This window comes from Bacillus sp. CIS52 (assembly GCF_053545315.1).
The window spans coordinates 607,382-633,005 of the sequence record NZ_JBIUFR010000001.1 but is presented as its reverse complement, the minus strand read 5'-3'; the positions used below and the strand labels follow the sequence as shown (position 1 = coordinate 633,005).

The following is a 25,624-nucleotide window of genomic DNA, read 5'->3' as shown; positions in this document are numbered from 1 at the left end:
GAATAAAAACTCCTTTTTTCTTTATTGTGGATAATCGGGTCCGTTCCATGTGTAGAAACTTATGGGTGGCGCGGCGCTTCATTGAGGAGCCGTTCAATCTCCTCAGGAGGCAATGGCCTGCTGAAATAGTATCCCTGAAGAAAATCGCATCCTTTTTCATCTAAAATCTTTTTTTGCATCGCCGTTTCAACCCCTTCAGCAACGACTAAAAGAGAAAGCTGATGGCCCATGGCAATAATGGCGCCGGTGATCTGCGCAGATTTAGGATGTGTCTGGAGATCATCTATAAATGATTTATCTATTTTCAATCTGTGAATCGGAAAGTCCTTCAAGTAGCTGAGAGAACTGTGACCCGTTCCGAAATCATCGATGCTTACACTGATTCCCAGCTCAGTTAGTGCAGTAAGCACTTTTTTGCTGTGCTCGTGATCCTCCATTGTCATGCTTTCGGTCACTTCTGCTTCAATCAGCCGGGGAGGAAGCTTGTAATGGGAAAGTGTTTTCTGAATAAACGGAACCAGTTCTTCTGATTGAAACTGTTTGGCCGAAATATTAATGGCGACTGGAAGATGGTATCCTTTTTCATGCCACTCCTTCGCCTGCCGGCACGCCTCGGTGATGATCCATTTGCCGAGGTCAATAATCAGCCCGGTTTCTTCGGCAGCCTGGATAAAGTCTCCGGGATTCTTCAGTTTCCCATCCGCGCCGGCCACTCTCAGAAGCGCTTCAGCTCCCGTGATGAGCTGATCAGAAGAGCTGTATTGAGGCTGATAATGAAGGACGAACCTTTTTTTCTCAATCGCTTCTCTCAGCTCCATCTCAAGCCGAAGCTTTTTCGCTTCTTTTTCTCCGATTTGGGCAGAATAATATTTGTATTTGCTTTTGTTTCGGTCTTTGCAGGCGTACATCGCCATATCGGCTTTTTTCATCAGTTCCATCCCGTCCGACCCGTCTTTTGGAGAGACAGCGATTCCGATGCTGACGGAGGTGATCAGCTCATGCTCCTGAATGGTAAACGGTTTTTCGAACTGCAGGATGATCTGTTTTGCTAAATCATCAATGTCATCGTTCTCAGAAGGGACGTCAGTTAAAATAATAATAAATTCATCACCGCCAAGACGGGCGATAAAACCATTATCCGGGATGATGGAGGAGAGTCTCTGAGCCGCTGATTGAAGAAGTCCGTCTCCGGCATTGTGCCCGAGCGCATCGTTAATAATTTTAAACCGATTTAAATCGAGAAAGAACACAACGGTCAAGCGTCCGAATGAATGATCTCTTTCCAGAACTTCTGTCAACCGCTGAACGGCATGCCGGCGGTTCGGCAGGTCTGTCAAAGAATCATAATGCGCCATACGGTGAATGTCCTTCTCGGCTTTCCGCTGTTTGGTCATGTCTTTGCAGATGACATATACACTGTCCAGTCCGTTATCGACCAAAACGGGGATAAAGGTAACATTTATATAAAATAAGCCGACGTCTGTTTTCAGATCAGCATCAATATGCAGGGCCTGCTGTTCTTTTTTTACCTGTTTAAAATAAGTTTTCAGCTGTCTGCTGATATGCCGGCGCCAATTTTGGCTGTCCAGTCCGAAATTGTGTTTCATCTCGGCTCCTGCTTCATTAGAGTAAAGAATTTTACCGTCAGGAGATAGGATGAAAATAGGGTCAATATTATGATTGATTAATGATTGGAACCGCTGTTCATGGTCTTTCATACGTTCATTGTGGCGGAAAAACTGACGATCGAAATGTGAGCTGAAAAACAATAACATCTGAAAACAAAAGATGATCAGCGTAATAAAAACGGACCAATGAAACGAATGAATTTCCATATCGTTTTCCGGCTTTCTCATGTCTTCATAAAATGAGGCAGCCATCATTCCGGTATAATGCATCCCTGAGACGGCCGCGCCCATGAAAACAGAACCGATGATTTTGTGAAAAGTAAAAGGTTCCGTCGGTTTCTTCGCTGCCAAACCGAAAAATACTTTCAGCGAAATGAAAGAAGAAGCCATGGCAATTAGAATAGACATACAGAACAAAAAGGGATTATACATAATCATTACCCGGGAAATGGCCGACATTCCCATATAATGCATGAGAGAAATTCCCGCTCCCATAAAAACAGATCCGGTAATCAGCCGGCTGAATGTTAAGATTCTCCGGCTGACGATGTATAAAGCCGCAAAAGATCCGGAAATCGCGGCGGCTGCAGAAAAGAACATCGGCACAGCTTCATAATTCATATGCATGTTCATATAAACGGCAAGCATTCCGACAAAGTGCATTGACCATATGCCGAAACCCATGATAACTGAACCCATAAACAGCCACAGCTTACTGTGAATCCCCGTTTTGAGCGTTATTTTTCTGGAAATTTCAAGTGAAGTAAACGCCGCCAGACAAGCAATCAGGATGGATAGCCCGACAAGCGGGACATTGTATTGTACATGTAATTCCAAAAGATGATTCCTCCTACTACTACCGATCTGAAACGATCCTCATTTATATCGGCGCGGCATAAAAATATTTCAGTTTCGAGGTTTTGTGTTAAAATGATTCTTAAGATTCGGAATACAAAATGCCTGGAGTGATAAATCATCGAAGGTTTTATCATATCAATAATAGAAGCGTTTAAAAGCTTATCCTACGCCGGAATTTTTTTGGCGCTGAGTATAGAATTCATCCCGGCGGAAATTGTACTTCCGCTTGCAGGCTACTGGGTGTCAAAAGGGGATATGACGCTTGCCGGAGCCGTGTTTGCCGGATCGCTCGGCGGTGTTTCGGGTCCGCTGGTCTTATATGGAATCGGAAGGCTGGGGGGCCGGCCGTTTTTGCTGAAGTATGGAAAGTATATATGGATAAAGCCCGAATCGCTTCAGAAATCAGACCATTTCTTTCAGAAACACGGAGGTTTGGTAGCGTTCAGCGGCCGTTTTATACCGGGGGTCAGGACGCTGATTTCTCTGCCGTGCGGAATCGCGAAAATGAATGTCTGGGTGTTTTCTCTTTATACATATGCAGCGATGCTCCCGATTACGTTTGTTTACGTATACCTCGGAATGAAGCTCGGGGAAAATTGGAAAAGCGTCGGTTCCATTCTTGATCAATATATGCTGCCGCTCGGTATATTCATTGTCTTTCTTCTTGTCTTTTATCTGCTTTTAAAGAGAGGAAAGCAACGGGATAAAACAGAAAAAATTTCTCAATTTGTTAAAAAAGTTAAGCGTTGACAAATGATGAAACAGGCTTTATCATGAGCGTATAAACAAAATATTTCTTGAAATCCCAAAGGGGAGTAGCGTCCGGATGTTCCGGAAACAAAGTCGTCAATTCATGGATCATATCCATCGGCTTTGTTGGCATGCCAATTATTCATGTCTAGCAAGACCTTTGCCTTATATCGGCAAAGGTCTTTTTTGCGTAAAAAAACGCCGGTATAAGCTCGGATGATAGAAATGAAACGGAGGGAATGGATTGGACTTTGCATTATTATTGGAGTATGGATGGGTTCTTCTCGTTTTAATCGGGCTGGAAGGGATTTTAGCGGCGGATAACGCGCTGGTGATGGCTGTGATGGTGAAGCATCTTCCGGAAAAACAAAGGAAGAAGGCTTTATTTTACGGATTGGCGGGCGCATTTATTTTGCGTTTCGGGTCGCTGTTCGCCATTTCTTTTCTGGTGAATGTCTGGCAGGTTCAGGCCCTGGGCGCCTTATATCTGCTTTACATCGCGGTCAGTCATTTGCTGAAGCGGTATGTATTCAAACATGGCACAGGGCAGAAAACACAGAAAGAGAGCGGATTTTGGCAGACTGTATTGAAAGTGGAGCTGGCTGACATCGCTTTTGCCGTTGACTCCATTTTAGCGGCGGTCGCGCTTGCCGTAACGCTTCCGGAAACGCCGCTTCCTGCCATCGGCGGCTTGGATGGCGGTCAGTTTCTCGTTATTTTAGCCGGCGGTGTTATCGGTTTAATCATCATGCGCTTTGCAGCGTCAATGTTTGTTTCCTTATTAAAAACCAGGCCGGGCCTTGAAACGGCGGCATTTGTTATTGTCGGGTGGGTAGGCGTGAAGCTCGCTCTTTATACTCTGGCTCATGAGGAACTCGGCGCCATTCCGGCGGATGTTATTCATTCTGCGGCTTGGAAAATCATTTTCTGGACGGTTTTGGCAGCCATTGCGGTTTGCGGATGGTTTATGTCAGGAAGAAAACAAATAGAGCAGGACGCGGCATCGGCGGAAAGAGAACATGCATAAAAGGAATCTTAAAGGGACTGTTTTTTCAAAAAACAGGTTCCCTTTTTTATTTGAAACGCTTACATTTAAGACATATGATAACAATTTTATAACAGCCTTGTTACAAAAAACACAGAGAAAACCCCCTTAATTCTGCCCGAGCGCACGAAATCATGTATAGTACGTCTTATTGGCTTGTCATAATTGAGACAAATGAAATCGATTTCTCTTTTTCTTCCTTTGCGAATCCCTACTAAATTAGCTATGATTATGAGTAGTTATAGGGAGGAACTGAGGTGAAACCAGTGCTTAGCCTTTTGTTTAAATTGGGAAAAAAGAAGCAAACGCTTGAAACATCTGTTGAAAAAATACAAAAAGGCGACAAAGATCTGCAGAACGATTTAATACAGCAATATAAGCCTTTTATCGCGAAGACGGTTTCATCCGTTTGTAAACGATATATAGATGAAAAAGACGACGAATTCAGCATCGGGCTGATCGCGTTTAACGAAGCCATTGAAAAATATTCGGCTGAAAAAGGTAATTCGCTGCTTGCATTTGCAGAGCTGATTATAAAAAGAAAAGTAATAGATTATATCAGAAAAGAAGCAAGAGCCGCCCAGCATATCAATATGGATGTGCAGGAAGGCGACGACCAGGAGTCTTCGCAAAGCCTTATTGAAGCGGAGCTTTCCATTGATGAATACCGCAAACAGATAGAACAGGAGCAGCGCCGGGAAGAAATTCTTTTTTTTCAGAAGCAGCTGCAACAATACGGTCTGTCCTTTAAAGAGCTGCTGGAACAATCGCCGAAGCATACAGATGCGAGGCAAAATGCGATTAAGGTAGCCTACACGCTTGTGGAAAATGAAGAGCTGGCGTCTATTTTGCACCAGAAGAAACAGCTTCCGGTCAAACAGCTGGAGCAGCTCGTGTCGGTCAGCAGAAAAACGATCGAACGGAACCGAAAATATATCATCGCCATGAGTATTATTATTTCCGGTGATTATATTTATTTAAAAGATTATCTTAAAGGGGTGTTGCACTCATGAGAAGAGGGATCATAGTAGAGAAAAATAAAAAATTCGTCACGTTGCTAACCCCTGACGGACAATTTTTGAAAACAAAAAATGATCACCGTGCTTGTGAAATTGGAGAGGAAATTACGTTTGAAGGCGAAACGCGTATGGGAAGAAGGGCCAGCTTTTTTGATTTTCTGAAACTGCGCCCTTTTAAATTGGGAGTGTTTACAATGACTGCTATTATCCTATTTATTTTAATCATGCTCCCGGTTTTTTCTGATAACAAAGCTTACGCGTATATGACGCTTGACATTAATCCAAGCATTGAAATGGCTTTAAACAGCAAATACGAAGTCATTGAACTCACACCGCTGAACCATGACGCCCAAAAGGTCATAAGTGACATCGGAGACTGGAAAAGCAGCGATTTTAAGGAAGTCATCAGTAATATTATTACCGATTGCAGCAAGCATGGATATGTAAAGGAATCAAAAGAGATTTTAATTTCCACGGTTTACGAAAATACAGATGACAATACATATAAAAAAGGCGTTAAAAAACAGCTGGCTGACATGACTGAAAAATATAAGGGCACCTACCAGCTTCAATCTCTTGAATCGGATATGGAAACAAGGGAAAAAGCAAAACAGGAAGGGATGTCAACAGGCAGCTACATAAGAAGAAACGAAAAGAAAACAGAAGATAAACAGCCTGAAAAGAAAACCGACGATAGTGAAAACGAACAGAAAAACACTGAAACAGATACCGATCAAAATAAGCAGCCGGACACAGAAAAACCGGCGGCTGATGACAACACGGCTCCTGATGAAGAAAAGGCAGCAGAGCAGCCGGAAAACAATGAAACAACGCCCGGCACGGAAGATGCGAAGCCGGACAGTCAAGACGGCAATCAGCAAAACGAAAAAAATGCAGTTTCCGGATCAGAGGAAAATACTCAGAAGGAACAAGATGGGGAAACAGAGCAGCCCCCAACACAAAATCCTCAGGAAAACGGAAATGACAAAGAGCCTAAGCAGAGGTATAACAATCATTACTGGAATCATGAACGAAATGAACATTGGGAATCCTATCGGCGCCATGAAGATCCGTCAGACCGAAGGAACCCGAACGGCTACCGGCACGGAAGGGAGAATGCCGATAAACATCAAAATTCGCCGAGAAATCCCGGCGAATAAGCTGCATTATTGAGTTTTGCCGTTTAATTGTGATTGAGCCTGCTGTACAAGCCGCTTTGTCATTTCCCCGCCTACAGAGCCGTTTGCGCGTGCTGCTGTATCAGAGCTAAGGTTCACGCCGAATTCTTGAGCCACTTCGTATTTAAATTGGTCAAGTGCCTGCTCAGCCCCTGGAACTAAGAGTTTATTTCTGCTCGCCATCTTTTTCATCTCCTTTTCTCTGGCAAGATGTTTTTACGCGTTTTAGTTTCAAACGGAACGGTATTGATTATGCTGGCAATTGTTGTGCACCTGAAAAAACCCCGGCGCAGACACCGGGGCAAAAAAACGTATGAATTATAATAAATGGCTGGTCATTTTGTAGGCGGAGGCTTGGATATGGAAAGTCAAAACGGAGAGCACGGTAACCGCGAGTATGGCCCTGATATTGTTCCATTGCCCGCTTTCGAGTTCTTGAAAGCAGCCTCTGAGCTTGTCCGTCTGCTGTTCAACAAGCTCCTGCAGGCTCGTTTCCTTCATCGGCGGGTTTGTCTTATGATGAAGATAATCAATTACCTGGGCGCAGCTCTCATAATAGCTGATCGGGCTGATGACGTCATCTGATCTGTCGGTGATCGTGTTAAAAGCGATTTTTAATATGGCGCGTATATGTTCGAAGTCATAAATTGATTTTAAATCACGTACAATGAGAAGGATGACAGCTTGTTCAATTGTATATTTTTTTCCGAGTAAAGGGTGTCCGATTAAATCTTTAATATCGCGCTTCACCCAGTTTTGAACAGCGGTTGATTTTAAAGACGTCAGCTCGCACAGGTTTCCCAGCTCGACAATCTCGTTTGTTGAAAGCCCGTATTCCTTTTTCTCTTTTTTTCGTTCGAATCTCGTCAGAAATTCAGGGATGTGCAGCCGGCTTTCCGCTTCATCCAATGTCATGTCCGCTGATTGCAGTAAGATTTGGAGAGGGGTTGCGTCTCCTTGGCCTTTTAACGCGTAAAGAAGCCGCACCATATCGGTTCGGGTCAGTTTAAACGTGTTCATGATTCACCTCTGATTGATTACGTGTTCACTTTCTTATATCACTGAGAATTACATTAACATCATACGTCGAAATTGTTGCATTTTCAAACAGATCATTTATAATTTAATTAAATAAGTTCTTTTGATCTTAAAAAAGACGGAGGTAATTATGGCGAAAAGAATATTTCTGTTTATTTTAACGAACCTTTTGGTCATTACGACAATCGGAATTGTGCTTACGATTATTACAAGCGTTACCGGTGTCGGCTCGTATATACAAAATGGCCGCGTCGATCTGATGGCATTGCTCGTGTTCAGTCTTGTCGTCGGTTTTGTCGGTTCTTTTATTTCTCTCGGTATGTCCAGATGGATGGCAAAAACGATGATGGGCGTCCGGGTGTTAAATCCGAAGAAGCAGTCACTCAGCTATGAAGAGCAGCAATTGGTTGACCGTGTGCACAGATTGTCCCGTGCAGCGGGGATGACGAAAATGCCTGAAGTCGGCATTTATCATTCATCTGAGGTCAATGCCTTTGCGACCGGGCCTTCTAAGCGCCGCTCGCTTGTCGCGGTTTCCTCAGGTTTATTGCAGCAGATGGATGATGCTGCGGTGGAAGGGGTTCTTGCCCATGAAGTCGCACACATTACAAACGGTGACATGGTCACGATGACGCTGCTTCAGGGAATCGTCAATACGTTCGTCGTATTCCTTTCCCGTATCGCGGCATGGATTGCGAGCCGCTTTGTCAAAGAAGATCTCGCGCCGGTCGTGCATTTTATCGCGATGATCGTGTTTCAGATTATTTTTTCCATTCTCGGCAGTCTTGTCGTCTTCGCATATTCGCGTCATAGAGAGTTCCACGCTGACCGCGGCGGTGCCGACCTTGCCGGAAAGGATAAAATGATTCACGCCCTGCGTACGCTGAAGTCTTATACGGGACATGTGAATGAAGAGGACCAGACGGCGGTGCAGACGTTAAAAATTAACGGCAAAAAGCATTCGTCACTGTTCTCCACACACCCTGATCTGGATGAGCGCATCCGCAGGCTGGAAGCCAAATAATCAACAAAACCTCTGACAATCGTTTCAGAGGTTTTTTGTTTAAAGATCGGCAAATTACATAAGGTAATGAAAAATCTTTCTAAAAAGCCCTTTAAAAAATCTCCCAATATCATTAGAATAATTACGTACTACATTTGAGAGGCAGAAGGAACTATCTTATGAAATTAAAGCTGAAGAAATTCATACAGGTTTTGTCGCCTGCACAGCTGATCGCGTTATATTATTTTCTTGCTGTGACGGTGGCATTTATTTTGTTAAGTCTGCCGGCCGCCCACAAACAAGGGGCCAGCTGGTCGTTTATAGACGCGCTGTTTACGGCGGTCAGCTCAGTCAGTGTCACCGGTTTAACGGTCGTCAGCACGGCTGACACGTTCAGTACGGCCGGAATTGTCATTTTGGCTTTCGTGCTGCAATTCGGCGGCATCGGCATTATGACGCTCGGAACATTCGTCTGGCTCATTATGGGCAAACGGATCGGTTTGCGGGAACGGAAGCTCATTATGGTGGACCAGAATCAATCGCAGTTTTCCGGTATCGTCAACTTGATGAAGCAAGTGCTGTTTTTAATTTTATTAATCGAGTTTTTAGGCGGCATCATTTTAGGAACATATTTTTTAACGTACTATAATTCGTTTGAACAGGCGTACTTGCACGGCTTCTTTGCGAGCGTCAGCGCCACGACAAACGGCGGTTTTGATATTACGGGAAATTCACTCGTTCCGTTCAGGCATGACTATTTCGTGCAGTTTATTACGATGCTTCTGATTGTTTTCGGTGCGATCGGGTTTCCGGTGCTCGTAGAAGTGAAGGACTTTTTGTTTTCAAAACAGCGCAGATACTCATTTACGCTGTTCACGAAAATTACGACCGTAACGTTCGGACTGCTCGTTTTGTTCGGGGCTGTCGGAATATACGCGCTTGAAGCCAGCCATGTCATGAAGGGAAAAAGCTGGCATGATGTTTTATTTTTATGTCTCTTTCAATCAACCGCTACGAGAAGCGGCGGGCTTGCGACGATCGATATCAGCCAGCTGTCCGCGCCGACATTATTTTTCATTTGCGCCCTTATGTTCATCGGCGCATCGCCGAGCTCGGTCGGCGGCGGAATCCGTACGACGACATTTGCGCTCAACCTTCTTGCCCTGTTTCATTTTGCCCGCGGAAATAAAGCGGTCAAGGTCTTTAAGCGTGAGCTTCATCAGGCTGATGTCATAAAGTCGCTGGTCGTTACGATGATGGCGATTCTGCTCGTATTTGGGTCAACGCTGATTCTGGCAGTGACGGAGAAAAATCAGACGCTGCTGGGGCTGCTGTTTGAAGTTTGTTCCGCTTTCGGAACGACCGGGCTTTCGCTGGGAATCACTCCGCATTTAAGCGACATCGGAAAATGCGTGATCATGGTGGTCATGTTTATCGGCCGAATCGGTATTTTGACGTTCCTTTATTTAATCGGCAGAAAAGAAATCGAAGCAAATTATCACTATCCGAAGGAAAGAATCATTATCGGCTGACACCGCTTTTTGAAAAGCGGTGTTTTTTTATTACCGGAAAATGGATGGGTGGAAACCGTTTATTTGGAGATTCTAATTCGTAAAGAGGTGACGTCATTGCTTGCCGTTTTTTGGAAATCTTTGATTATGATAGCTGTCGGTACCTTTTTATTGCGAATTGCCGGACGGAAATCGATCAGCCAGCTGTCGGTGACTCAGACGGTCATCATGATTTCCATCGGCTCGATTATTATTCAGCCGTTTATTGAACATAATTTATGGGAAACCATTTTCGCAGCGTCTATTTTTATCGCGGTACTGATTCTGATGGAATATTTAGAAATCAAATCAAACTTTTTTGAGTTTTTGTTTTCGGGGAAAACCGTCGCCGTTGTCAGAGACGGAAAAGTCATCCCGGAAAATTTAAAAAAGATGCGTTTCACCGAGGCGCAGCTCTCCATGCGGATCAGGCAGGAAGGCCTTGGGGACATAGAGGATTTTAAATATGTGCTGCTTGAGCCGAACGGACAGATCGGCTATGAGCTCATTGATGATGCCAAAAATGTGACAGTGCGCGACCTGAAAAAAATGTTTGATGAATTCAAAACAGATCTGCAGACAGAAGGAGGAAATCAAATGAAACGAAAAGCAGCGAAGAACGAAGCTTTGACCAACAACAATACACCGACTGAGAGCATGGATAAAGATGCATACAAAACACAATATGACGGCGATCCCGGACTGAGAGGGGCAAACCGCAAATCAAAGCACGGCAGACAAGGGGGCGAATAATGTGACGAAAACAAACCGGCACAGCAAAGACATGCAAAATCATAAAAAGCCGATGGACCCTAAATTGCTTGAAGAAGAATTTTCAAGTGAGCTCGGAGATTATAACGCCGGAAAATGGATTGAAACGCTTGAACAGACGAAGCCAAAGAAAAAAGAAGACGGCAAAAAATAAAAAATACCTCTTAGGCGATAACGCTTAAGAGGTATTTCACATTATTTCGAATAAGCCCCGTTCCTTGTTCCTTTAATCGCTTCAAGCCAGCCGGTAATCCGCAATTCAATAAACGGCTGTGCGGCCGTTTTCACCGCATTGCTGGAGAGAATGGACGTGAGGGCGGCCGTTAAAATCAAGAGCATGACTAAATTCTGGTAATCAGACAGATGATCTTCAAGCCCGATCTGCCGCAGCGTTTTTATAATGAATCCATGCAGCAGATAGACGTAAAACGTTCTCGTACCCCACTTCGTAAAGAAATAGCGCTTTTGCGGAACGAGCGCCAAAAAGCTGAAGGTGGCGGCAAAGGCCAATACATACCAGCCGATCCGCGACAGACCGCTCAAAAGCGTCACTGTGCCGAATGTAGAATAAGGCTCCGATCCGAACAGCCACGAGTAATCAAAATCAATGCACCAGCATAAGAGGAAAACAATGCCCAGTACGCCCGCGGCAATCTGCCTGCCCCTTTTGGCCCGAAGTAAATCAAAGTGCTGTTTTTTCAAATAAAACCCGACGAGGAACATCGGAAGAAAGACAAACGTCCGTGAAAGACTCAGCGTGCTGCTGACAAAATCGAGATACCCGATCATGACGGCAAGCCCGCAGCTTGCCCCAAGCGCCCACATTTTCGGCAGCTTCGTAAAGGGATACAGCAGCAGATTCCAAAAGAATAAGCTGACTAAAAACCAGAGAGACCACTGCGGATCAATCGGATTGACGCTCGTCATGCTTTCATCCTGAATCAAATAGTAAAAAACCGAGTAGATGCCCTGAAAAATCAGGTACGGAATAATCAGCTTCACAGCCAGCTTTTTTACATAACCTTTCCGCTTAAAGTTTTTTGCGAAGTAGCCGGAAACCAGAATAAAGGCCGGCATATGAAAAGTATAAATGAATTTGTAGAGATGGAGCATAAACTCATTTCCGTTAATAAATGACCGGAGGATATGGCCGAACACCACCAGAAAAATCAAGATAAACTTGGCGTTGTCAAAATAACTGTCTCGCGATTTTGTCATAGCATCACCTTCTCTTCAAAAATCATCCACTGCATGATTATTTCCTGATGATGTTCATTTTAAAATAAAAAACAAAAAATTGAAGGAGGAAAAAAGGGATTGTTAGGATGATGTAACGGGGAGGTAAGGATCGTAGAAAAAGACTCTAACTTGTCATATCATTGAAATTTTCTGAAATGTATAGGGCGAATGAAGGAAGATGAGGTATTTTGTAGAAATATTGAAGGATAGGTTTTTGAAGAAGGAGTGTACTGAATGGCTGAAACTCTGGATTTGCAGACAAAGGAGTCGCTGAAAGAGCAGCTGAAGCGGCTGAAGGAGGAAAATGACCGCCTGAAGAGTGATTTGAACCGGTATCATGTGATTATGAATAACACGCTTGATGCCATTTTTATATGCCATAAGGAAATGAAAATCGTCCAGGCGAACGAGGCCGCGGCCCGGATGATGCAGATTGAGGCAGAGAGCCTCATGAACCGCTCCGTTCTGGACTTTTTATATTCCGTGCCTCAGGAAGAACTGAATAAGGCCGTGAAAAAATTTTTGAAAAAGGGCTATCTGTGGAAAGAGGTGCCGATTAAGCTTGACAGCGGCGCGACGAAATACATTGAATTCCTCGCCAGAGACGGAATTGGGGAGGATTATTTTTTTGTGGTAATGAGGGATATCTCCTCTAAAAAAATCTTAGAGCGTGAATTCTCCATGAACGAGCAGCTGTTCAAAGATTTGTTTGACAGAGCTGTCGACGGCATCGTGCTGTTTGATAAGGACGGCGGTTTTATTGATGCGAACCTCTCTTTTTGCAAAAGCTTTGAGATCGGCCAGAATGAACTGTCCCATCTGTCGCTCCGCCATTTTACCGATGGAGAAAACAAAAAGCACCTGAAAGAAATCTGGGACACCCTCCGGAGAAAAGGAAACGCCAAAGGAGAACTGCCGGTCAAGCTTCGGTCGGGCGAGGAGAAGCTGTTTGAGTTTACGATTACGTCCAACTTAATCAGCGGGTTTTACATGTCTATTATGAGAGACATAACGGAGAAACGGTCGATGGAATTGAAACTTTTTAAAAGCGAAGAGCGCTTCCGCGAAATCTTTGAAAACGCCATGGACGCGATTGTCATTTGGTCTGATGACGGAAAAATCGCCAAAGCAAACGAGTCGGCGTGCCGCATTTTCGAGCTGCCGATGGATAAGCTGGTGGAGACGAATTTATGTACGTTTATCGTTGATCCGCAGAAAAAATACAAGCAGATTAAGAAGAAATATGAAAAATACGGGGAAATCCGGGAAGAGATGCTGTTTCAAATGGCAAACGGCCAATACAAAGAGCTTGAGTTCACATCAAAACGAACCATACTCGAAGGTCAGCATTTAACCATTTTAAGAAATGTCAGCGATCGTAAGCGGATGGAAAAAGAATTGCGGGAAAGCGAGCTGAAGTTCAGAAAAGTATTCAACGGCTCAATGGATGGAAAAGTCTTGTTTGACAACCAATTCCGCATAATTGACGCGAATCCTCTCGCAAGCCGTATACTCGGCATGCCCGATGATGAGCTGAGAGCGCATACCGTTCCGGATATTCTTTCTAAATTTGAAATTGAAAACGCGGGTGTACCCGCCAAAAAGATCGATTTGGAAGGAATGGATAATGAAATCCCCTTCCTGTTAAGCAGCAGTGACAGCCGCAAATTGGAATTTTCCTTCAAAAGGAATATCATTCAAAATATGAACCTGGCCATCTTTAAAGATGTCACCGAGGCCAAAGAGCTTGAGGAGAGGCTGCGGAAATCCGACACTCTTCACGTCGTAGGGGAGCTGGCGGCCGGCATCGCCCACGAAATCAGAAATCCGATGACTGCGCTGAAAGGGTTCATTCAGCTTCTGCAAGGAAGCATTGAAGGCGAATATTCCCTGTACTTTAACGTTATTACCTCAGAATTAAAACGCATCGAGTCTATCATAACCGAATTTTTAATTTTAGCGAAACCTCAGGCAATATTATATGAAGAAAAAGACGTGACGCAGATTATGAAAGACACGGCTGATCTTTTGAATGCCCAAGCCAATCTTGTCAATGTGCAGATCCATTTGAACCAGACCGGGAACATCCCGCCGATTTATTGTGAGCCGAATCAATTAAAACAGGTGTTTATCAATATTTTAAAAAACGCCATTGAAGTCATGCCGGGCGGCGGCAATATCTACGTGACCATCCAGCCTTCTGATAAAGACCACATTCTGATATCCCTTCAAGATGAAGGAACAGGCATTTCTGAAGACAAATTAAAACGTTTGGGCGAGCCATTCTACACGACAAAAGACAGGGGGACGGGCCTCGGTCTCATGGTCAGTTATAAAATCATCGAAGAGCATCAGGGCCGCATTCATGTGGAAAGTGAAGAAGGGAAGGGAACGGTTTTTCATTTGACGCTTCCGATCCGGCAGAATACCGAAGAAAGAAGGAGCGGCGAATGATCTGCTTTACAAGTGTGAAAGCACCGTTTGGAACGGTCAGTCTGACGGAGGAAGAGGGCTTTATTACCGGCCTGTTTCTCACCGGGGAAGATTTTGAGGAGTGGCGGAAAGATACGCCCGGCGTGAAATTTTGCGAAACCGATGTGCTGTCGGAGGCGAAACAGCAGCTGACATCATATTTTTCCGGAGAGAGAAAGCATTTCTCTCTGCCTCTGAAACAACAAGGCACACTCTTTCAGGAAAAGGTATGGAACGCGCTGACGATGATTCCTTACGGTGAATCACGAAGCTATGGCGATGTAGCTGAAGCTATCGGCAAGCCGAAAGCGGTGCGCGCCATCGGACAGGCCAATAAACGCAACCGGCTGCCGATTTTTGTCCCGTGCCATCGGGTAATCGGCAAAAACAGCGCCTTAACGGGATACGCAGGCACGAAGACGGATGTGAAAGCGGCGCTGCTGAACATCGAACAAATATCCTATAAAGAAAAATAAAGCATATGGCACGTTCCGTTTTTTCACGCCCGACATATCATTTTATTAAGTGAAAAAAGTTGGTCTGATGAAAAAGGAGGACGAAGCCTGATGAAAATGAGCCGTCCGCAAAAGATAGCCGGTTATGCAGAGCTGTTTTTTAAAATGCATCTGATTTCAGCCGCCCAAAAAGATGAAGTGCTGACATTATGCAGACAAAAAAACCGCTGACATTGCCTGAGGCAACATCATCAGCGGTTTTTCAGCTCAGCTGGCAGTCTGCGAATAATTGTTCAATTTCTTCCGTGTAAGAACCCGTCACAATTCCTTTCTCGGTGATAATGCCTGAAATCAGGCTGCCCGGTGTGATGTCAAAGGCCGGATTGAAGACCGGCACATCTTCGGGAGCGGTGCGTATGCCGGAGATTTGTCTGACCTCATCCGGATCTCTTTCTTCAATCGGAATCTGATCGCCGTTTTCAATCTGCAAGTCAAATGTCGAAAGCGGTGCGGCCACAAAAAACGGAATCTGAAAGGCGTTTGCCAAGATCGCGAGGCCGTACGTTCCGATTTTGTTGGCTGTATCTCCGTTTTTAGCAATTCTGTCAGCGCCGACAATGACTGCTGAAATATGTTTTTCCTTCATTGTATGGGCGGCCATGCTGTCAGTAATGAGCGTGACATCAATCCCGCCCTGCATCAGCTCCCACGCCGTCAGCCGCGATCCTTGGAGAACGGGCCTTGTTTCACATGCGTAAATATGAAGGCCGAGGTCTTTTTGTTTCGCTAAGTAAAAGGGAGCAAGCGCCGTACCGTACCGGCTTGTGGCAATTGAACCCGCATTGCAGATGGTCATGATCTGGTCGCCTTTTTTAAAAAGGTGCAGCGCATTTTGGCCGATCATCCGGCATGTTTCTTCATCTTCAACCTGAATTTGAATGGCTTCATGAACGAGCGTTGTCTTCGCTTCATTGATTGAGATTGCATTCCTGATGGAATCCGTCAGTCTGTCAAGCGCCCAAGCGAGATTGACGGCAGTCGGTCTTGAGCTGTTTAAATATGCTTTGACATCGGCCAGCTGACGGCGGAAATCAGAAAGATCGCGTGTTTCAAACGATTTGGCGGCAAGCGCGAGTCCGAACGCCGCAGTTATACCGATGGCCGGAGCGCCCCTTACTTTCAGTGTGACAATCGCGTCGAATACATCTTCCTTTGTTTCAAGATCCGCATACTCAGTGACATCAGGGAGCTTTTGCTGATTTAAAATGCGGATGTGTGTTTCTTTCCATTCCACGGAACGGGGGATGGCAAATTCATTTGTCATGCTGCATCATTCCTTTACACGGAGCTTAAATTGATCCAGAACCTCAGTGATATGCTTTAGTTCTTTTCTGTTTTCGATATAATAGGCGCCGATTTCAAGCGCCAGCTTCTTCCGTTCAATTCGTTTATCAAACGGAGTGATTTCATCCAAGTCAGCCACATGGGCGAGCCCGATCGTGCGCCGGATCAGTTCGCATCCCGCAAAACCGACTGCTTCCTCAAACGCGTTTTTCAGTGTATTTTCCAGCAGGTGTCTGCAGGAAGGCAGGCAGTCTTTCTCCCATGCTTCACTGAATGTTTTTACAAATGTGTCCCATACGGCGGCGGTGTGGTCATATAACGGCTGTCTGTCGTCACCGTCCCGGCTGAGGGCGTTTAACAGCAGATTTGCAATAAATTGGCCGATGTCAAAGCCGATCGGTCCGAAGAAAGCAAACTCGGGATCAATGACCTTTGTTTCATGTTCATCGGCGAAGATGCTTCCCGTATGCAGATCGCCGTGAACCAATGTTTCCGCGGAATTCAGAAAGACGGCTTTCAATTCATCAGCGCCTTCTTTCAGGCGGGAATTGTTCCAAATTTTTTCTGCGAATGGGCGCAGCTCCTCTTCAAAATCGTTTGTTTCATGGTCGAGAAACGGTTCTGTAAACACAAGCCTTTCTGTAATATTGCAAAGTTCGGGATTTGTAAACTGCTTTGCGAGCTGCTGTTTTACTTTCGCATCAAGCGCATAATCGGATGAGTAAAAGAGCGTTTTTCCCAGAAATTCACCGATATGAGCTGATAAATTCGGATAATGTTTTCCTTCAATCAGTCCTTTTCTTGAGATCTTCAGATGCGAAAGGTCTTCCATTACCGTGACCGCCATTTCAGTATCGGAATAGTAAACGGCCGGAACGAGATGGGGCACGTGTTCGCCCTGGCGGATGAGGGCGCTGCTTTCGATTCTCGCCCGGTCAATCGTAAGCGGCCAGCTTTCCCCGACGATTTTCGCGTAAGGAATCGCCTGTTTGATAATCAGTCCCTTTTTGTTTTCTTTATCGAAAACGTGAAAGACGTAATTTAAATTGCCGTCGCCGATTTCACGGCATGTGAGAGTGCTTTTGCTTTGAAATAAGCCGAGCTTCACAGCTAACGCTGCGGCGGAGCTTTCCGTTAATTGTTCATAAAGACTTGTTTTAGTTGCAGACATGGATTTACCCTCCAATTATGTAGTGGCAGTAAGAGATCGTGACGGAGAATACGCCCGAAAAAAAGCCTCCTTCTCTGAAAGAGAAGGAGGCCGAAACAGTGCAGTCCGCCTCTTATCTCTCAGATAACATCTGATGGAATTAGCACCGTGCCCTATGAGACAATCGTCTCGGCGCAAAATGTACGCGCCCCATTTCACAATGGAATTACGGTCGGTTGCTGTTGGGGTCAAAAGGCCAATCCCTCGCCCAACTCTCGATAAGAGAAAAATATATTGATTTGTATCACAATTCGGATTAATCAGTTGATGAAAATATTAGCAGGTGCCGAATATTCTTGTCAACGTTTTTTTGAAAATTAATATAAATCATGCCGCAAATCTTTGAAAACCGGGATGGTCTCGCGTACGGACGCGCTTTCTGAAACATCGATTTCCGCCCGGACTGCGCCTTCCGTCCGATCTCCTTCGGCTAAAATCCGGCCCCACGGGTCAATAATCAGGCTGTGGCCGGCAAATTCATTATCGGGATTTGACCCCGTGCAGTTAGAGGCTGCGACAAAACATTGGTTTTCAATGGCTCTGGCGACAAGCAGACTCCGCCAATGATCGAGGCGGGGCAGAGGCCATTCCGCAGAGATAAACAGGACATTCGCTCCTTGGGACGTATGCTTTCTGATCCATTCGGGGAACCGGATATCATAGCAGATCAGCCCGGCGCACTTGACACCGTCAAGCTCAAAGGAACCATCACTGTTTCCTGCTGTCAGATACAGATGTTCATCCATCAGCTGAAACAGATGGGCTTTCTGATAGCGCTTCACGATCTTTCCGCTGTTATCGGCGGTGTACATAGTGTTATAGACATTTTCGCCTTCTTTGACTGCAAAAGATCCGGCAACGAGGTGTACGTTGTATGCTTTGGCCGTTTTTTTAAGCCATTGTGCCGAAACTTCGCCGTTTTCATCCGCCAGCTGGTCAAGCCGTGTGAGATCATAGCCGGTCGTCCACAGCTCAGGAAGCACGATGACATCAGCATGGCGGCTTTCTTGCTCAATCAAAGATTCTGCTTTTTTGAAGTTTTCTGAAGGATTTCCGTATGAAATATCAAATTGCAAACAGGAAACGGTCCATTTCATTTTTTATACACCTCAAGTTTCTCTTTACTTTTTTTATTTAACCATATATGATGATGGACTATCATTTCAAGACATTTTTAGAAGGTGAAAATATGAACTTTGAAGTCTCAGATGTACTCAAACAGCTGCCGGAACAATTTTTTGCATCTTTGGTGCAAAAGGTCAATCAAAAGCTGAAAGAAGGCAAAGACATCATCAATTTAGGACAGGGGAATCCCGATCAGCCGACACCTCAGCATATCGTTGAAGAAATGAAGCGCGCCGTCGAAAAGCCGGAAAATCATAAATACTCATCATTCCGGGGCGCTTACAGCTTCAAAAAAGCTGCGGCTGAATTTTATGAAAGGGAGTACGGGGTGACGCTTGACCCGGAAACGGAAGTAGCCGTGCTGTTCGGAGGCAAGGCGGGGCTTGTTGAGCTTCCGCAATGTCTTTTGAACCCGGGAGATACCATTCTTGTGCCTGATCCCGGATATCCTGACTACTGGTCGGGGGTCGCCCTTGCGAAAGCGAAAATGGAAATGATGCCTCTGACGGAAGATAGAGGGTTTCTCCCCGATTACAGCGCAATTCCTGAAAAGGTGCAGAACGAGGCGAAGCTGCTGTATCTCAATTATCCGAATAATCCGACCGGTGCTGTGGCAACAGAGGCGTTTTTCGAGGAGACGGTCAGCTTTGCGGAACAAAACGGCATTTGTGTCGTTCATGATTTCGCATACGGGGCCGTCGGTTTTGACGGGCATAAACCGCTGAGCTTTTTGCAGACGGAAGGCGCAAAAGAAACGGGGATTGAAATCTATACTTTGTCCAAAACGTATAACATGGCGGGCTGGCGGGTCGGATTTGCCGTCGGAAACGCGTCTGTCATCGAAGCGATCAATCTTTATCAAGATCATATGTTTGTCAGTCTGTTTCCCGCGGCGCAGCAAGCGGCAGCCGCCGCTCTTTTGGCGGATCAGACGTGCGTCGCAGCGCAAAATGACAGATATGAGTCGAGACGCAATGCCTGGATTGCAGCCTGCCGTGATATCGGCTGGGATGTGAAGGCTCCGGCGGGTTCCTTTTTTGCATGGCTTCCGGTGCCGGACGGTTATACGTCGCAGTCGTTTTCAGATCTGCTTTTGGAAAAAGCGGATGTCTCGGTCGCAGCCGGAAACGGGTTCGGAAAATTCGGAGAAGGCTATATAAGAGTCGGTCTTCTGACAAGTGAAGAAAGACTTAAAGAAGCTGCGGAACGGATCGGGAAGCTGAATCTTTTCACCCGAAAAAGCATTGACATATCAGGATAACAATGCGATAATTCAAAATACTTTATAAAATCATTATTCTTATCAAGAGCAGGCAGAGGGACGAGCCCGATGAAGCCCGGCAACCGACTGATAAAGCACGGTGCTAATTCTTGCAGCAGGAGCTGAGAGATAAGATTCGGACATAACACGAAGCCTCTTTCTGCTCTTAAGGAAGAGGCTTTTTTATGTTTTGCGAAAGAAAGAGAGGCGTTCACGCATGAGCGAAGTATTGGCAACATATCTTCTGACAGACACAACGGACAGTGAAAAGCGGGCGGAACAGATTGCGGCGGGGCTGACGGTAGGCTCCTGGACGGATCTGCCCCTGGTGAAACAGGAACAGCTCAGAAAGCATAAAGGCCGGGTCGTGAAAGTTGAGGAAAAAGAAGGGGCCAAAGAAAACGAAACACAATCCGTCATCACCATCGCCTATCCTGAGGCGAACTTTTCAAGAGATATTCCGGCCGTCCTGACGACGGTATTCGGAAAGCTGTCACTGGACGGAAAAATAAAATTGACTGATCTTGAATTTTCCGAAGGGTTTAAACGCTCCCTTCCCGGGCCGAAATTCGGTATATACGGCATCCGCAAACTGCTGGGCGAATTTGAAAGACCGCTTCTGATGAGCATCTTTAAAGGCGTGATTGGACGGGATCTCGCCGACATTAAAGAACAGCTCAGACAGCAGGCGCTCGGCGGCGTGGATCTTATTAAAGATGACGAAATTTTCTTTGAAAATGAACTGGCTCCGTTTGAAACCCGCATTATCGAAGGAAAACAAGTCCTGAAGGAAACGCGGGAGGAGACGGGGCATAAGACGCTGTACGCCGTAAACCTGACGGGGAGGACTTCTGAATTGCGGGATAAAGCGAGACGCGCGGCAGAACTCGGGGCAGACGCCCTCTTACTGAATGTATTCGCCTACGGCTTAGACGTCATGCAAAGTCTTGCTGAAGATGGGGAAATCCCGCTTCCGATTATGGCGCATCCGGCGGTCAGCGGCGCGTTTACATCATCTCCCGTTTACGGTTTATCGCACGCACTTTTGCTCGGCAAGCTGAACCGCTATTGCGGCGCCGATTTCAGCTTATTTCCGTCACCATACGGATCCGTCGCTCTTCCGAAGGAGTCCGCACTTGCGATCCATCATGAATGTGTAAAGGAAGACGTCTTTCATCCGACGTTTGCCGTCCCGTCAGCAGGCATTCATCCAGGCATGGTGCCATTGTTAATGCGTGATTTCGGTATTGATCACATCATCAATGCAGGCGGAGGCATTCACGGCCATCCGAAAGGAGCCGAGGGCGGCGGAAGAGCGTTCCGCGCCATTATTGATGCGGTGCTTGAAGCACAGCCGATTAAAGAAAAAGCCGCGTCGTGCAAAGATCTTCAGCTCGCATTAGACAAATGGGGAAAGGCGGAATCCGTATGACCCGCACACCGCTGATTATTTGTGATTTCGACGGAACAGTCACCATGAACGACAACATTGTCAGCATGATGAAAGAATTCGCGCCCCCTGAGTGGCTTGAATTAAAAGACGGTGTTCTGTCTAAAAGCATATCAATTCAGGAAGGAGTCGGCCGGATGTTCGGGCTGCTGCCGAGCAGCTTAAAAGATGAGCTGACGGACTTTATTCTGGAGGATGCGAAAATACGGGACGGCTTTTTGGATTTTGTTTCGTTTGTCCGGTCAAACGATCTCCCGTTTTATATCGTAAGCGGGGGAATGGACTTTTTTGTGCATCCGCTTTTAGAAGGCATCGTAGAAAAAGAGCGGATCTTCTGCAATCATGCATCCTTTGACAATGAATATATTCATATCAATTGGCCGCACGCCTGTGACGAAGCCTGCACGAATCAGTGCGGCTGCTGCAAACCGTCAGTCATCCGGAAGCTATCCGACCGGCAGAAATTTCTCATTATGATCGGTGATTCGGTGACGGATGTCGAGGCTGCAAAGTTATCCGATATGTGTTTTGCGAGAGATTATCTTTTGACTGAATGCAAAGAGCTTGGTCTTCGGCATCAGCCTTTTCAAGATTTTCATGAAGTGAAAGCAGGCATCGAAAATATCGGGGAGGTGCAGGCATGGCTGCAAAAGAAGAACGCTGGCGCGAACTTGCCGAAGTAAAGCGCGAGCTGGCTGAAAGAGACTGGTTCCCGGCAACAAGCGGGAATCTTTCCATCAAAGTATCCGACGGGCCGCTGACTTTTCTCGTTACGGCAAGCGGAAAAGACAAACGAAAAGAAACAGACGAAGATTTTCTCTTAGTCGATGAGAACGGGGAGCCCGCGGAGACCGGCCATTCCTTAAAACCCTCGGCAGAGACGCTTCTCCATACGTACTTATACCAAAAGACAGACGCGGGCTGCTGTCTGCATGTCCATACCGTTAATAATAATGTCATCTCAGAGCTCTACGGGGATGAAAAACAAATCACTTTTCAGGGGCAGGAAATGATTAAGGCGCTCGGATTGTGGGAGGAAAACGCGTCGGTGACCGTTCCAATCATTGACAATCCGGCGCACATCCCGGCATTGGCCGAAAGCTTCGCGCGCCATGCAGACGCCGGGTCAGGCGCGGTATTAATCCGCAATCACGGCATTACGGCATGGGGGCGGACCGCGTTTGAGGCGAAAAGGGTGCTGGAAGCCTATGAATTTTTATTCAGCTGTCATATCAAGCTTCTGTCACTTCGGCCGCAGCTTGTAAAATAAAAGGAGGAACGCAAAATGGCGACAATCAGAATTCATGACGAAAAGAATACGATCATTGAACATCAGGAAGAAGTAGCGCGCTTTTTAGACGAACAAGAGGTGATCTATGAGCAGTGGAACATTGAAAAACTTCCGCCTGAGCTTTCGGAGAAATACGATCTAACCGAAGATGAAAAAAACCGGATTCTCACAGTGTTTGATAAAGAGATTCAGGATATTTCAGCCCGGCGCGGCTATCAGTCTCAGGATGTCATTTCTTTATCAGATACAACACCCAATCTTGATGAGCTGTTGAAAAATTTTCAAAGAGAACATCACCACACGGATGATGAAGTCCGCTTTATCGTCAGCGGGCACGGCATCTTCGTCATTCAGGGCAAAGACGGCACTTTTTTTGATGTCCGTTTAAATCCGGGGGATTTGATTTCGGTTCCGGAGAACATCCGCCACTACTTTACGCTTCAGGAGGACCGCCGGGTCGTCGCAATCCGAATCTTCGTGACGACTGAAGGATGGGTGCCGATTTATGAAAATGAAAGTGTGCAAAACGGATAGATGTCCGAACCTCTCATGCGGTCAGCCGCATGAGAGGTTTTTTATTGTAATATAAAATCTCTGTTTTTTTATGCATTAAATGGGCGCATTTTGTTTATATCATTACCTGAATGGGTATTATTCTCGTAATCATAGTAAAGATTCCAATATGAAATGAAAAATTAAGTTATTTAGTAAAAAAATGTTTACAAATAAAGTATAATCTGTAATAATGCTCAATAACCCAATCAAACTTGTTTCCTATTCTTTTAGCGGTGAGGGGTGAAGTGAATGGGCAGTTATTCTGAACAAGAAAAATTGCTAGTATCTATTGATGAAAAGAGGAAAATGATGATAGATGCGGCTAACAGGCAGGGGTTTACAGGATATGACACGATCAGACACAGCCAGGAACTGGACAGTCTGATGAACGCGTATCAGCAGCTGATAAACCGTGAACGCACACATCACCAAGGAATACAGGGCCTTGTGAAGAAAATAGGCTTGTTCTCCCGCGGTGACGTCATGCCTGCATATGAAGCAAACAAATGATTGATGATAAACAGATAACGAAGACTGAATGCGCTTCATGATCAACCGCCGCATCCGAAAGATGACCGCGTACAGTCAGCGGGTTTTTCCGCTGGCACAGCTCACGAAGCGCCTCGTATCTATCTGCCGGCTATGTTGCCGTTCCCCGGTATATCCTCTTACACATATTCTTCTTATATAAAAAACACCCTGTTTCAGGGTGTTTTTTCATCGTGAAGCGGCAGGGAGGGTAATGGTGACCTCTGTGCCTTTATCGACTTCACTTTGAATGTCAATCGAACCGCCGTACATCAGCACGATCCGTTTACATACGACAAGACCGAGGCCGGTGCCTTTTTCCTTTGATGTGACAAACGGAAGGAAAATGTGCTCAAGCATATCCTCAGAAATACCCATTCCGTTGTCGGCCACCTTAATGACTGCTTTATGGTCGAGGGCCTCTAAATAGATGGACAGCCTGCCGCCTTCCTGCATTGATTCGAGCGCGTTTTTCGCGACATTTAAGATCACCTGTTTAATATGGTCTTTCGTGCAGTTGACCTTGAGCGGCCGATTGACGAGAATCTCCACATTCACTTCCACATTATAAAGATTCCCTTCCGAATAAATAATCGGCATAATCTCATCAAGAATATCCTGCAGCGAGTTCACTTCCAATCGTTCCGCGGTCGGTTTGCCAAGCACTAAAAACTCACTGACAATCTGATTGATCCGTTTAACCTCCTGCTCAATAATTGAGAAATACAGCTGATCTTCCTCTGTTTTATATTTTTTCTGCAAAAGCTGAATGAAGCCGCTGATCCCTGTAAGCGGGTTGCGTATTTCATGAGCGGTGCTTGCGGCAAGCGTTCCGATCAGCTCCAATTTTTGCGCCTCGTTTTGAGCGCGCTCCAGCTCGGTCTTGCGCTTAAGCAGATAATATTGAACGAGGATGAACAGAATATTCAGCAGCACGGCAATACTGGACATCGGCAGCAGCACGCTTTTGGTCAGCTCGTTCAGCTCTACCGGTTTCGGGTAAACATTGATATTCCAATTAATATCATCCAGATAGCCGCTGACGGGTTTCACGCCTTCTGACTGATCTGCCCGTCCGCTGGCAAATATCACTTTATCCTCATGGGTTGCCTTGACATAAACGTCGGGGCTCAGCATATTGATCATATTTCTCAAATAATCGACTTGTATGGCGGCCACGAAATAATCCGTGACCTCCCGGTTTGCGTCTAACACCGGCACGCAGATCGTAAAGATGCGCTGGCCTGTAATTCTGCTGGAGTAGTCGTTTGTGATGACCGTTTTTTTCGTCTTTTTTGCCTTCGTAAAATACGGTCTGTCGGCCAAATTCACCTTTGTTTTCAGATCGGTCGTGCTTGCGATGACGTCACCTTTGGAATTCAGCATATACAATCCGCTGAATCTGGGTTCATCCTCAAAAGCCTGATCGAGAATTTCATTTATCTTTTCTTCATTGACAGGCTTATCGACAGCGATCGCAAGTGTTGTCATCCGGGCTTTTGTTTCACCGATTAAATAATTGAGCTTATTGCGGTGAAGATTGAGCATCATACTGGCTTCCTGTATGTGTTTATCGGCTATTTTCTGCTTTTCTTTTTCATATATGAAAAAGCTGATAATAAGTGCCGGGATGATCACCAATATGAGATAAAGTTTGATCTTTCCCCGGGCACCTTTAAATGTATTCACTCTGCATCGCTCCAACATTACACTTGAATAGAGGTATTATATCATTGTTTATACTTCTTTAATAAGAAAAAATAACCAAAATGCTATAAAAACAAATTATTTTATTAAGGTCCGTCAAAAAGAAGAGAAATTTTGGAAAGATTTTTGTTGACATTTTTCATTTTG

24 protein-coding genes and 2 riboswitches are annotated in these 25,624 nt (G+C 45.5%); of the genes, 16 read left to right on the top strand and 8 right to left on the bottom strand.

The features are described 5' to 3' along the window. Positions 1 to 59 precede the first annotated feature (59 nt). Entirely contained in the window at positions 60 to 2,465 is a 2,406-nt protein-coding gene (locus ACH32G_RS02620; protein ID WP_448813962.1) for a bifunctional diguanylate cyclase/phosphodiesterase, read from the bottom strand. A gap of 135 nt (positions 2,466 to 2,600) precedes the next feature. On the opposite strand from ACH32G_RS02620, the gene ACH32G_RS02615 reads away from it, so the two are divergent. The 4 genes from ACH32G_RS02615 (at position 2,601) to ACH32G_RS02600 (ending at position 6,460) form a co-directional block, all read left to right on the top strand. Continuing rightward, positions 2,601 to 3,236 carry a DedA family protein gene (locus tag ACH32G_RS02615; RefSeq protein WP_448814273.1) on the top strand — a complete coding sequence of 212 codons (636 nt, stop codon included), beginning with the start codon at positions 2,601 to 2,603 and terminating at the stop codon, positions 3,234 to 3,236. A 244-nt stretch (positions 3,237 to 3,480) separates the two neighbouring features. After that, positions 3,481 to 4,263, top strand: a complete 783-nt coding sequence (locus ACH32G_RS02610; protein WP_412676571.1) for a TerC family protein — start codon at positions 3,481 to 3,483, stop codon at positions 4,261 to 4,263. A gap of 275 nt (positions 4,264 to 4,538) precedes the next feature. Next, on the top strand, positions 4,539 to 5,294 hold the full coding sequence (gene sigI / locus ACH32G_RS02605) for an RNA polymerase sigma factor SigI (RefSeq protein WP_045925670.1): 756 nt from the start codon (positions 4,539 to 4,541) through the stop codon (positions 5,292 to 5,294). Further along, complete coding sequence (locus tag ACH32G_RS02600; protein ID WP_099744327.1) at positions 5,291 to 6,460, top strand: anti-sigma-I factor RsgI family protein; 1,170 nt, start codon at positions 5,291 to 5,293, stop codon at positions 6,458 to 6,460. Before sigI ends, ACH32G_RS02600 begins: the two co-directional genes overlap by 4 nt. Positions 6,461 to 6,466: 6 nt before the next feature. Here the strand turns inward: ACH32G_RS02600 and ACH32G_RS02595 are convergent, their stop codons facing one another. Together ACH32G_RS02595 and ACH32G_RS02590 are read right to left on the bottom strand one after the other, a co-directional pair. Beyond that, positions 6,467 to 6,661 (bottom strand): alpha/beta-type small acid-soluble spore protein, encoded by a 195-nt coding sequence (locus ACH32G_RS02595; protein WP_013352019.1) that lies wholly within the window; start codon positions 6,659 to 6,661, stop codon positions 6,467 to 6,469. Positions 6,662 to 6,796: 135 nt separating this feature from the next. Then, entirely contained in the window at positions 6,797 to 7,498 is a 702-nt protein-coding gene (locus ACH32G_RS02590; protein WP_016936370.1) for a DUF1836 domain-containing protein, read from the bottom strand. A gap of 148 nt (positions 7,499 to 7,646) precedes the next feature. On the opposite strand from ACH32G_RS02590, the gene htpX reads away from it, so the two are divergent. The 4 genes from htpX (at position 7,647) to ACH32G_RS02570 (ending at position 10,994) form a co-directional block, all read left to right on the top strand. After that, positions 7,647 to 8,540: a protease HtpX gene (htpX, locus tag ACH32G_RS02585; protein WP_045925667.1), complete on the top strand. Its 894-nt coding sequence runs from the start codon at positions 7,647 to 7,649 to the stop codon at positions 8,538 to 8,540. 158 nt (positions 8,541 to 8,698) lie between these two features. Further along, complete coding sequence (locus ACH32G_RS02580; protein WP_047475329.1) at positions 8,699 to 10,051, top strand: TrkH family potassium uptake protein; 1,353 nt, start codon at positions 8,699 to 8,701, stop codon at positions 10,049 to 10,051. Positions 10,052 to 10,147: 96 nt separating this feature from the next. Then, positions 10,148 to 10,822, top strand: coding sequence for a DUF421 domain-containing protein (locus ACH32G_RS02575; protein WP_016936367.1), 675 nt, complete (start codon positions 10,148 to 10,150; stop codon positions 10,820 to 10,822). Positions 10,823 to 10,853: 31 nt separating this feature from the next. Next, complete coding sequence (locus ACH32G_RS02570) at positions 10,854 to 10,994, top strand: hypothetical protein (RefSeq protein WP_095240833.1); 141 nt, start codon at positions 10,854 to 10,856, stop codon at positions 10,992 to 10,994. A 41-nt stretch (positions 10,995 to 11,035) separates the two neighbouring features. Here the strand turns inward: ACH32G_RS02570 and ACH32G_RS02565 are convergent, their stop codons facing one another. After that, positions 11,036 to 12,058 carry an acyltransferase family protein gene (locus ACH32G_RS02565; protein ID WP_016936365.1) on the bottom strand — a complete coding sequence of 341 codons (1,023 nt, stop codon included), beginning with the start codon at positions 12,056 to 12,058 and terminating at the stop codon, positions 11,036 to 11,038. Between the two features lie 255 nt (positions 12,059 to 12,313). Here ACH32G_RS02565 and ACH32G_RS02560 point away from each other — a divergent pair, with 255 nt between their 5' ends. Beyond that, positions 12,314 to 14,533, top strand: coding sequence for a PAS domain S-box protein (locus tag ACH32G_RS02560; protein ID WP_448813961.1), 2,220 nt, complete (start codon positions 12,314 to 12,316; stop codon positions 14,531 to 14,533). After that, the gene (locus ACH32G_RS02555) at positions 14,530 to 15,027 is read left to right on the top strand and encodes a methylated-DNA--[protein]-cysteine S-methyltransferase (RefSeq protein ID WP_448813960.1); all 498 of its coding nucleotides are present in this window, start codon (positions 14,530 to 14,532) and stop codon (positions 15,025 to 15,027) included. Before ACH32G_RS02560 ends, ACH32G_RS02555 begins: the two co-directional genes overlap by 4 nt. A gap of 241 nt (positions 15,028 to 15,268) precedes the next feature. On the opposite strand, the gene mtnA is transcribed toward ACH32G_RS02555, so the two are convergent. The 3 genes from mtnA to ACH32G_RS02540 all read right to left on the bottom strand — a co-directional run bounded on the left by mtnA (position 15,269) and on the right by ACH32G_RS02540 (position 18,657). Beyond that, positions 15,269 to 16,330 carry an S-methyl-5-thioribose-1-phosphate isomerase gene (gene mtnA / locus ACH32G_RS02550; RefSeq protein ID WP_099744323.1) on the bottom strand — a complete coding sequence of 354 codons (1,062 nt, stop codon included), beginning with the start codon at positions 16,328 to 16,330 and terminating at the stop codon, positions 15,269 to 15,271. Positions 16,331 to 16,336: 6 nt separating this feature from the next. Beyond that, entirely contained in the window at positions 16,337 to 17,521 is a 1,185-nt protein-coding gene (mtnK, locus tag ACH32G_RS02545) for an S-methyl-5-thioribose kinase (protein ID WP_448813959.1), read from the bottom strand. A gap of 109 nt (positions 17,522 to 17,630) precedes the next feature. Further along, positions 17,631 to 17,785, bottom strand: a riboswitch (SAM riboswitch). 92 nt (positions 17,786 to 17,877) lie between these two features. Then, positions 17,878 to 18,657, bottom strand: a complete 780-nt coding sequence (locus ACH32G_RS02540) for a carbon-nitrogen family hydrolase (protein ID WP_448813958.1) — start codon at positions 18,655 to 18,657, stop codon at positions 17,878 to 17,880. 92 nt (positions 18,658 to 18,749) lie between these two features. On the opposite strand from ACH32G_RS02540, the gene ACH32G_RS02535 reads away from it, so the two are divergent. The 6 genes from ACH32G_RS02535 (at position 18,750) to ACH32G_RS02510 (ending at position 23,752) form a co-directional block, all read left to right on the top strand. Next, positions 18,750 to 19,946: an aminotransferase class I/II-fold pyridoxal phosphate-dependent enzyme gene (locus ACH32G_RS02535; RefSeq protein ID WP_448813957.1), complete on the top strand. Its 1,197-nt coding sequence runs from the start codon at positions 18,750 to 18,752 to the stop codon at positions 19,944 to 19,946. Positions 19,947 to 19,982: 36 nt separating this feature from the next. Beyond that, a riboswitch (SAM riboswitch) is annotated at positions 19,983 to 20,082 on the top strand. Between the two features lie 81 nt (positions 20,083 to 20,163). After that, positions 20,164 to 21,378: a 2,3-diketo-5-methylthiopentyl-1-phosphate enolase gene (gene mtnW / locus ACH32G_RS02530; RefSeq protein ID WP_045925658.1), complete on the top strand. Its 1,215-nt coding sequence runs from the start codon at positions 20,164 to 20,166 to the stop codon at positions 21,376 to 21,378. Continuing rightward, complete coding sequence (mtnX, locus tag ACH32G_RS02525; protein ID WP_045925657.1) at positions 21,375 to 22,079, top strand: 2-hydroxy-3-keto-5-methylthiopentenyl-1-phosphate phosphatase; 705 nt, start codon at positions 21,375 to 21,377, stop codon at positions 22,077 to 22,079. The genes mtnW and mtnX overlap by 4 nt, the downstream gene beginning before the upstream one ends. Further along, a complete protein-coding gene (locus tag ACH32G_RS02520) occupies positions 22,037 to 22,666 on the top strand; it encodes a methylthioribulose 1-phosphate dehydratase (protein WP_016936355.1) in 630 nt (209 codons plus the stop codon). The genes mtnX and ACH32G_RS02520 overlap by 43 nt, the downstream gene beginning before the upstream one ends. A 15-nt stretch (positions 22,667 to 22,681) precedes the next feature. Then, a complete protein-coding gene (locus ACH32G_RS02515) occupies positions 22,682 to 23,221 on the top strand; it encodes a 1,2-dihydroxy-3-keto-5-methylthiopentene dioxygenase (protein ID WP_064778816.1) in 540 nt (179 codons plus the stop codon). Between the two features lie 270 nt (positions 23,222 to 23,491). Beyond that, positions 23,492 to 23,752 carry an aspartyl-phosphate phosphatase Spo0E family protein gene (locus ACH32G_RS02510; RefSeq protein WP_016936353.1) on the top strand — a complete coding sequence of 87 codons (261 nt, stop codon included), beginning with the start codon at positions 23,492 to 23,494 and terminating at the stop codon, positions 23,750 to 23,752. 207 nt (positions 23,753 to 23,959) lie between these two features. Here ACH32G_RS02510 and ACH32G_RS02505 read toward each other — a convergent pair whose 3' ends face one another. Beyond that, the gene (locus tag ACH32G_RS02505; protein ID WP_155816700.1) at positions 23,960 to 25,477 is read right to left on the bottom strand and encodes an ATP-binding protein; all 1,518 of its coding nucleotides are present in this window, start codon (positions 25,475 to 25,477) and stop codon (positions 23,960 to 23,962) included. Positions 25,478 to 25,624: the final 147 nt, after the last annotated feature.

Coding starts and splice junctions, on each gene's coding strand:
- ACH32G_RS02570 (WP_095240833.1), top strand. CDS start 10,854: ATGCAAAATCATAAAAAGCCGATGGACCCTAAATTGCTTGAAGAAGAA.
- mtnW (WP_045925658.1), top strand. CDS start 20,164: ATGAGCGAAGTATTGGCAACATATCTTCTGACAGACACAACGGACAGT.
- ACH32G_RS02565 (WP_016936365.1), bottom strand. CDS start 12,058: ATGACAAAATCGCGAGACAGTTATTTTGACAACGCCAAGTTTATCTTG.
- ACH32G_RS02505 (WP_155816700.1), bottom strand. CDS start 25,477: ATGTTGGAGCGATGCAGAGTGAATACATTTAAAGGTGCCCGGGGAAAG.
- ACH32G_RS02580 (WP_047475329.1), top strand. CDS start 8,699: ATGAAATTAAAGCTGAAGAAATTCATACAGGTTTTGTCGCCTGCACAG.
- ACH32G_RS02520 (WP_016936355.1), top strand. CDS start 22,037: ATGGCTGCAAAAGAAGAACGCTGGCGCGAACTTGCCGAAGTAAAGCGC.
- ACH32G_RS02560 (WP_448813961.1), top strand. CDS start 12,314: ATGGCTGAAACTCTGGATTTGCAGACAAAGGAGTCGCTGAAAGAGCAG.
- mtnA (WP_099744323.1), bottom strand. CDS start 16,330: ATGACAAATGAATTTGCCATCCCCCGTTCCGTGGAATGGAAAGAAACA.
- ACH32G_RS02590 (WP_016936370.1), bottom strand. CDS start 7,498: ATGAACACGTTTAAACTGACCCGAACCGATATGGTGCGGCTTCTTTAC.
- mtnX (WP_045925657.1), top strand. CDS start 21,375: ATGACCCGCACACCGCTGATTATTTGTGATTTCGACGGAACAGTCACC.
- ACH32G_RS02600 (WP_099744327.1), top strand. CDS start 5,291: ATGAGAAGAGGGATCATAGTAGAGAAAAATAAAAAATTCGTCACGTTG.
- ACH32G_RS02555 (WP_448813960.1), top strand. CDS start 14,530: ATGATCTGCTTTACAAGTGTGAAAGCACCGTTTGGAACGGTCAGTCTG.
- ACH32G_RS02510 (WP_016936353.1), top strand. CDS start 23,492: ATGGGCAGTTATTCTGAACAAGAAAAATTGCTAGTATCTATTGATGAA.
- ACH32G_RS02515 (WP_064778816.1), top strand. CDS start 22,682: ATGGCGACAATCAGAATTCATGACGAAAAGAATACGATCATTGAACAT.
- htpX (WP_045925667.1), top strand. CDS start 7,647: ATGGCGAAAAGAATATTTCTGTTTATTTTAACGAACCTTTTGGTCATT.
- ACH32G_RS02535 (WP_448813957.1), top strand. CDS start 18,750: ATGAACTTTGAAGTCTCAGATGTACTCAAACAGCTGCCGGAACAATTT.
- mtnK (WP_448813959.1), bottom strand. CDS start 17,521: ATGTCTGCAACTAAAACAAGTCTTTATGAACAATTAACGGAAAGCTCC.
- ACH32G_RS02595 (WP_013352019.1), bottom strand. CDS start 6,661: ATGGCGAGCAGAAATAAACTCTTAGTTCCAGGGGCTGAGCAGGCACTT.
- ACH32G_RS02540 (WP_448813958.1), bottom strand. CDS start 18,657: ATGAAATGGACCGTTTCCTGTTTGCAATTTGATATTTCATACGGAAAT.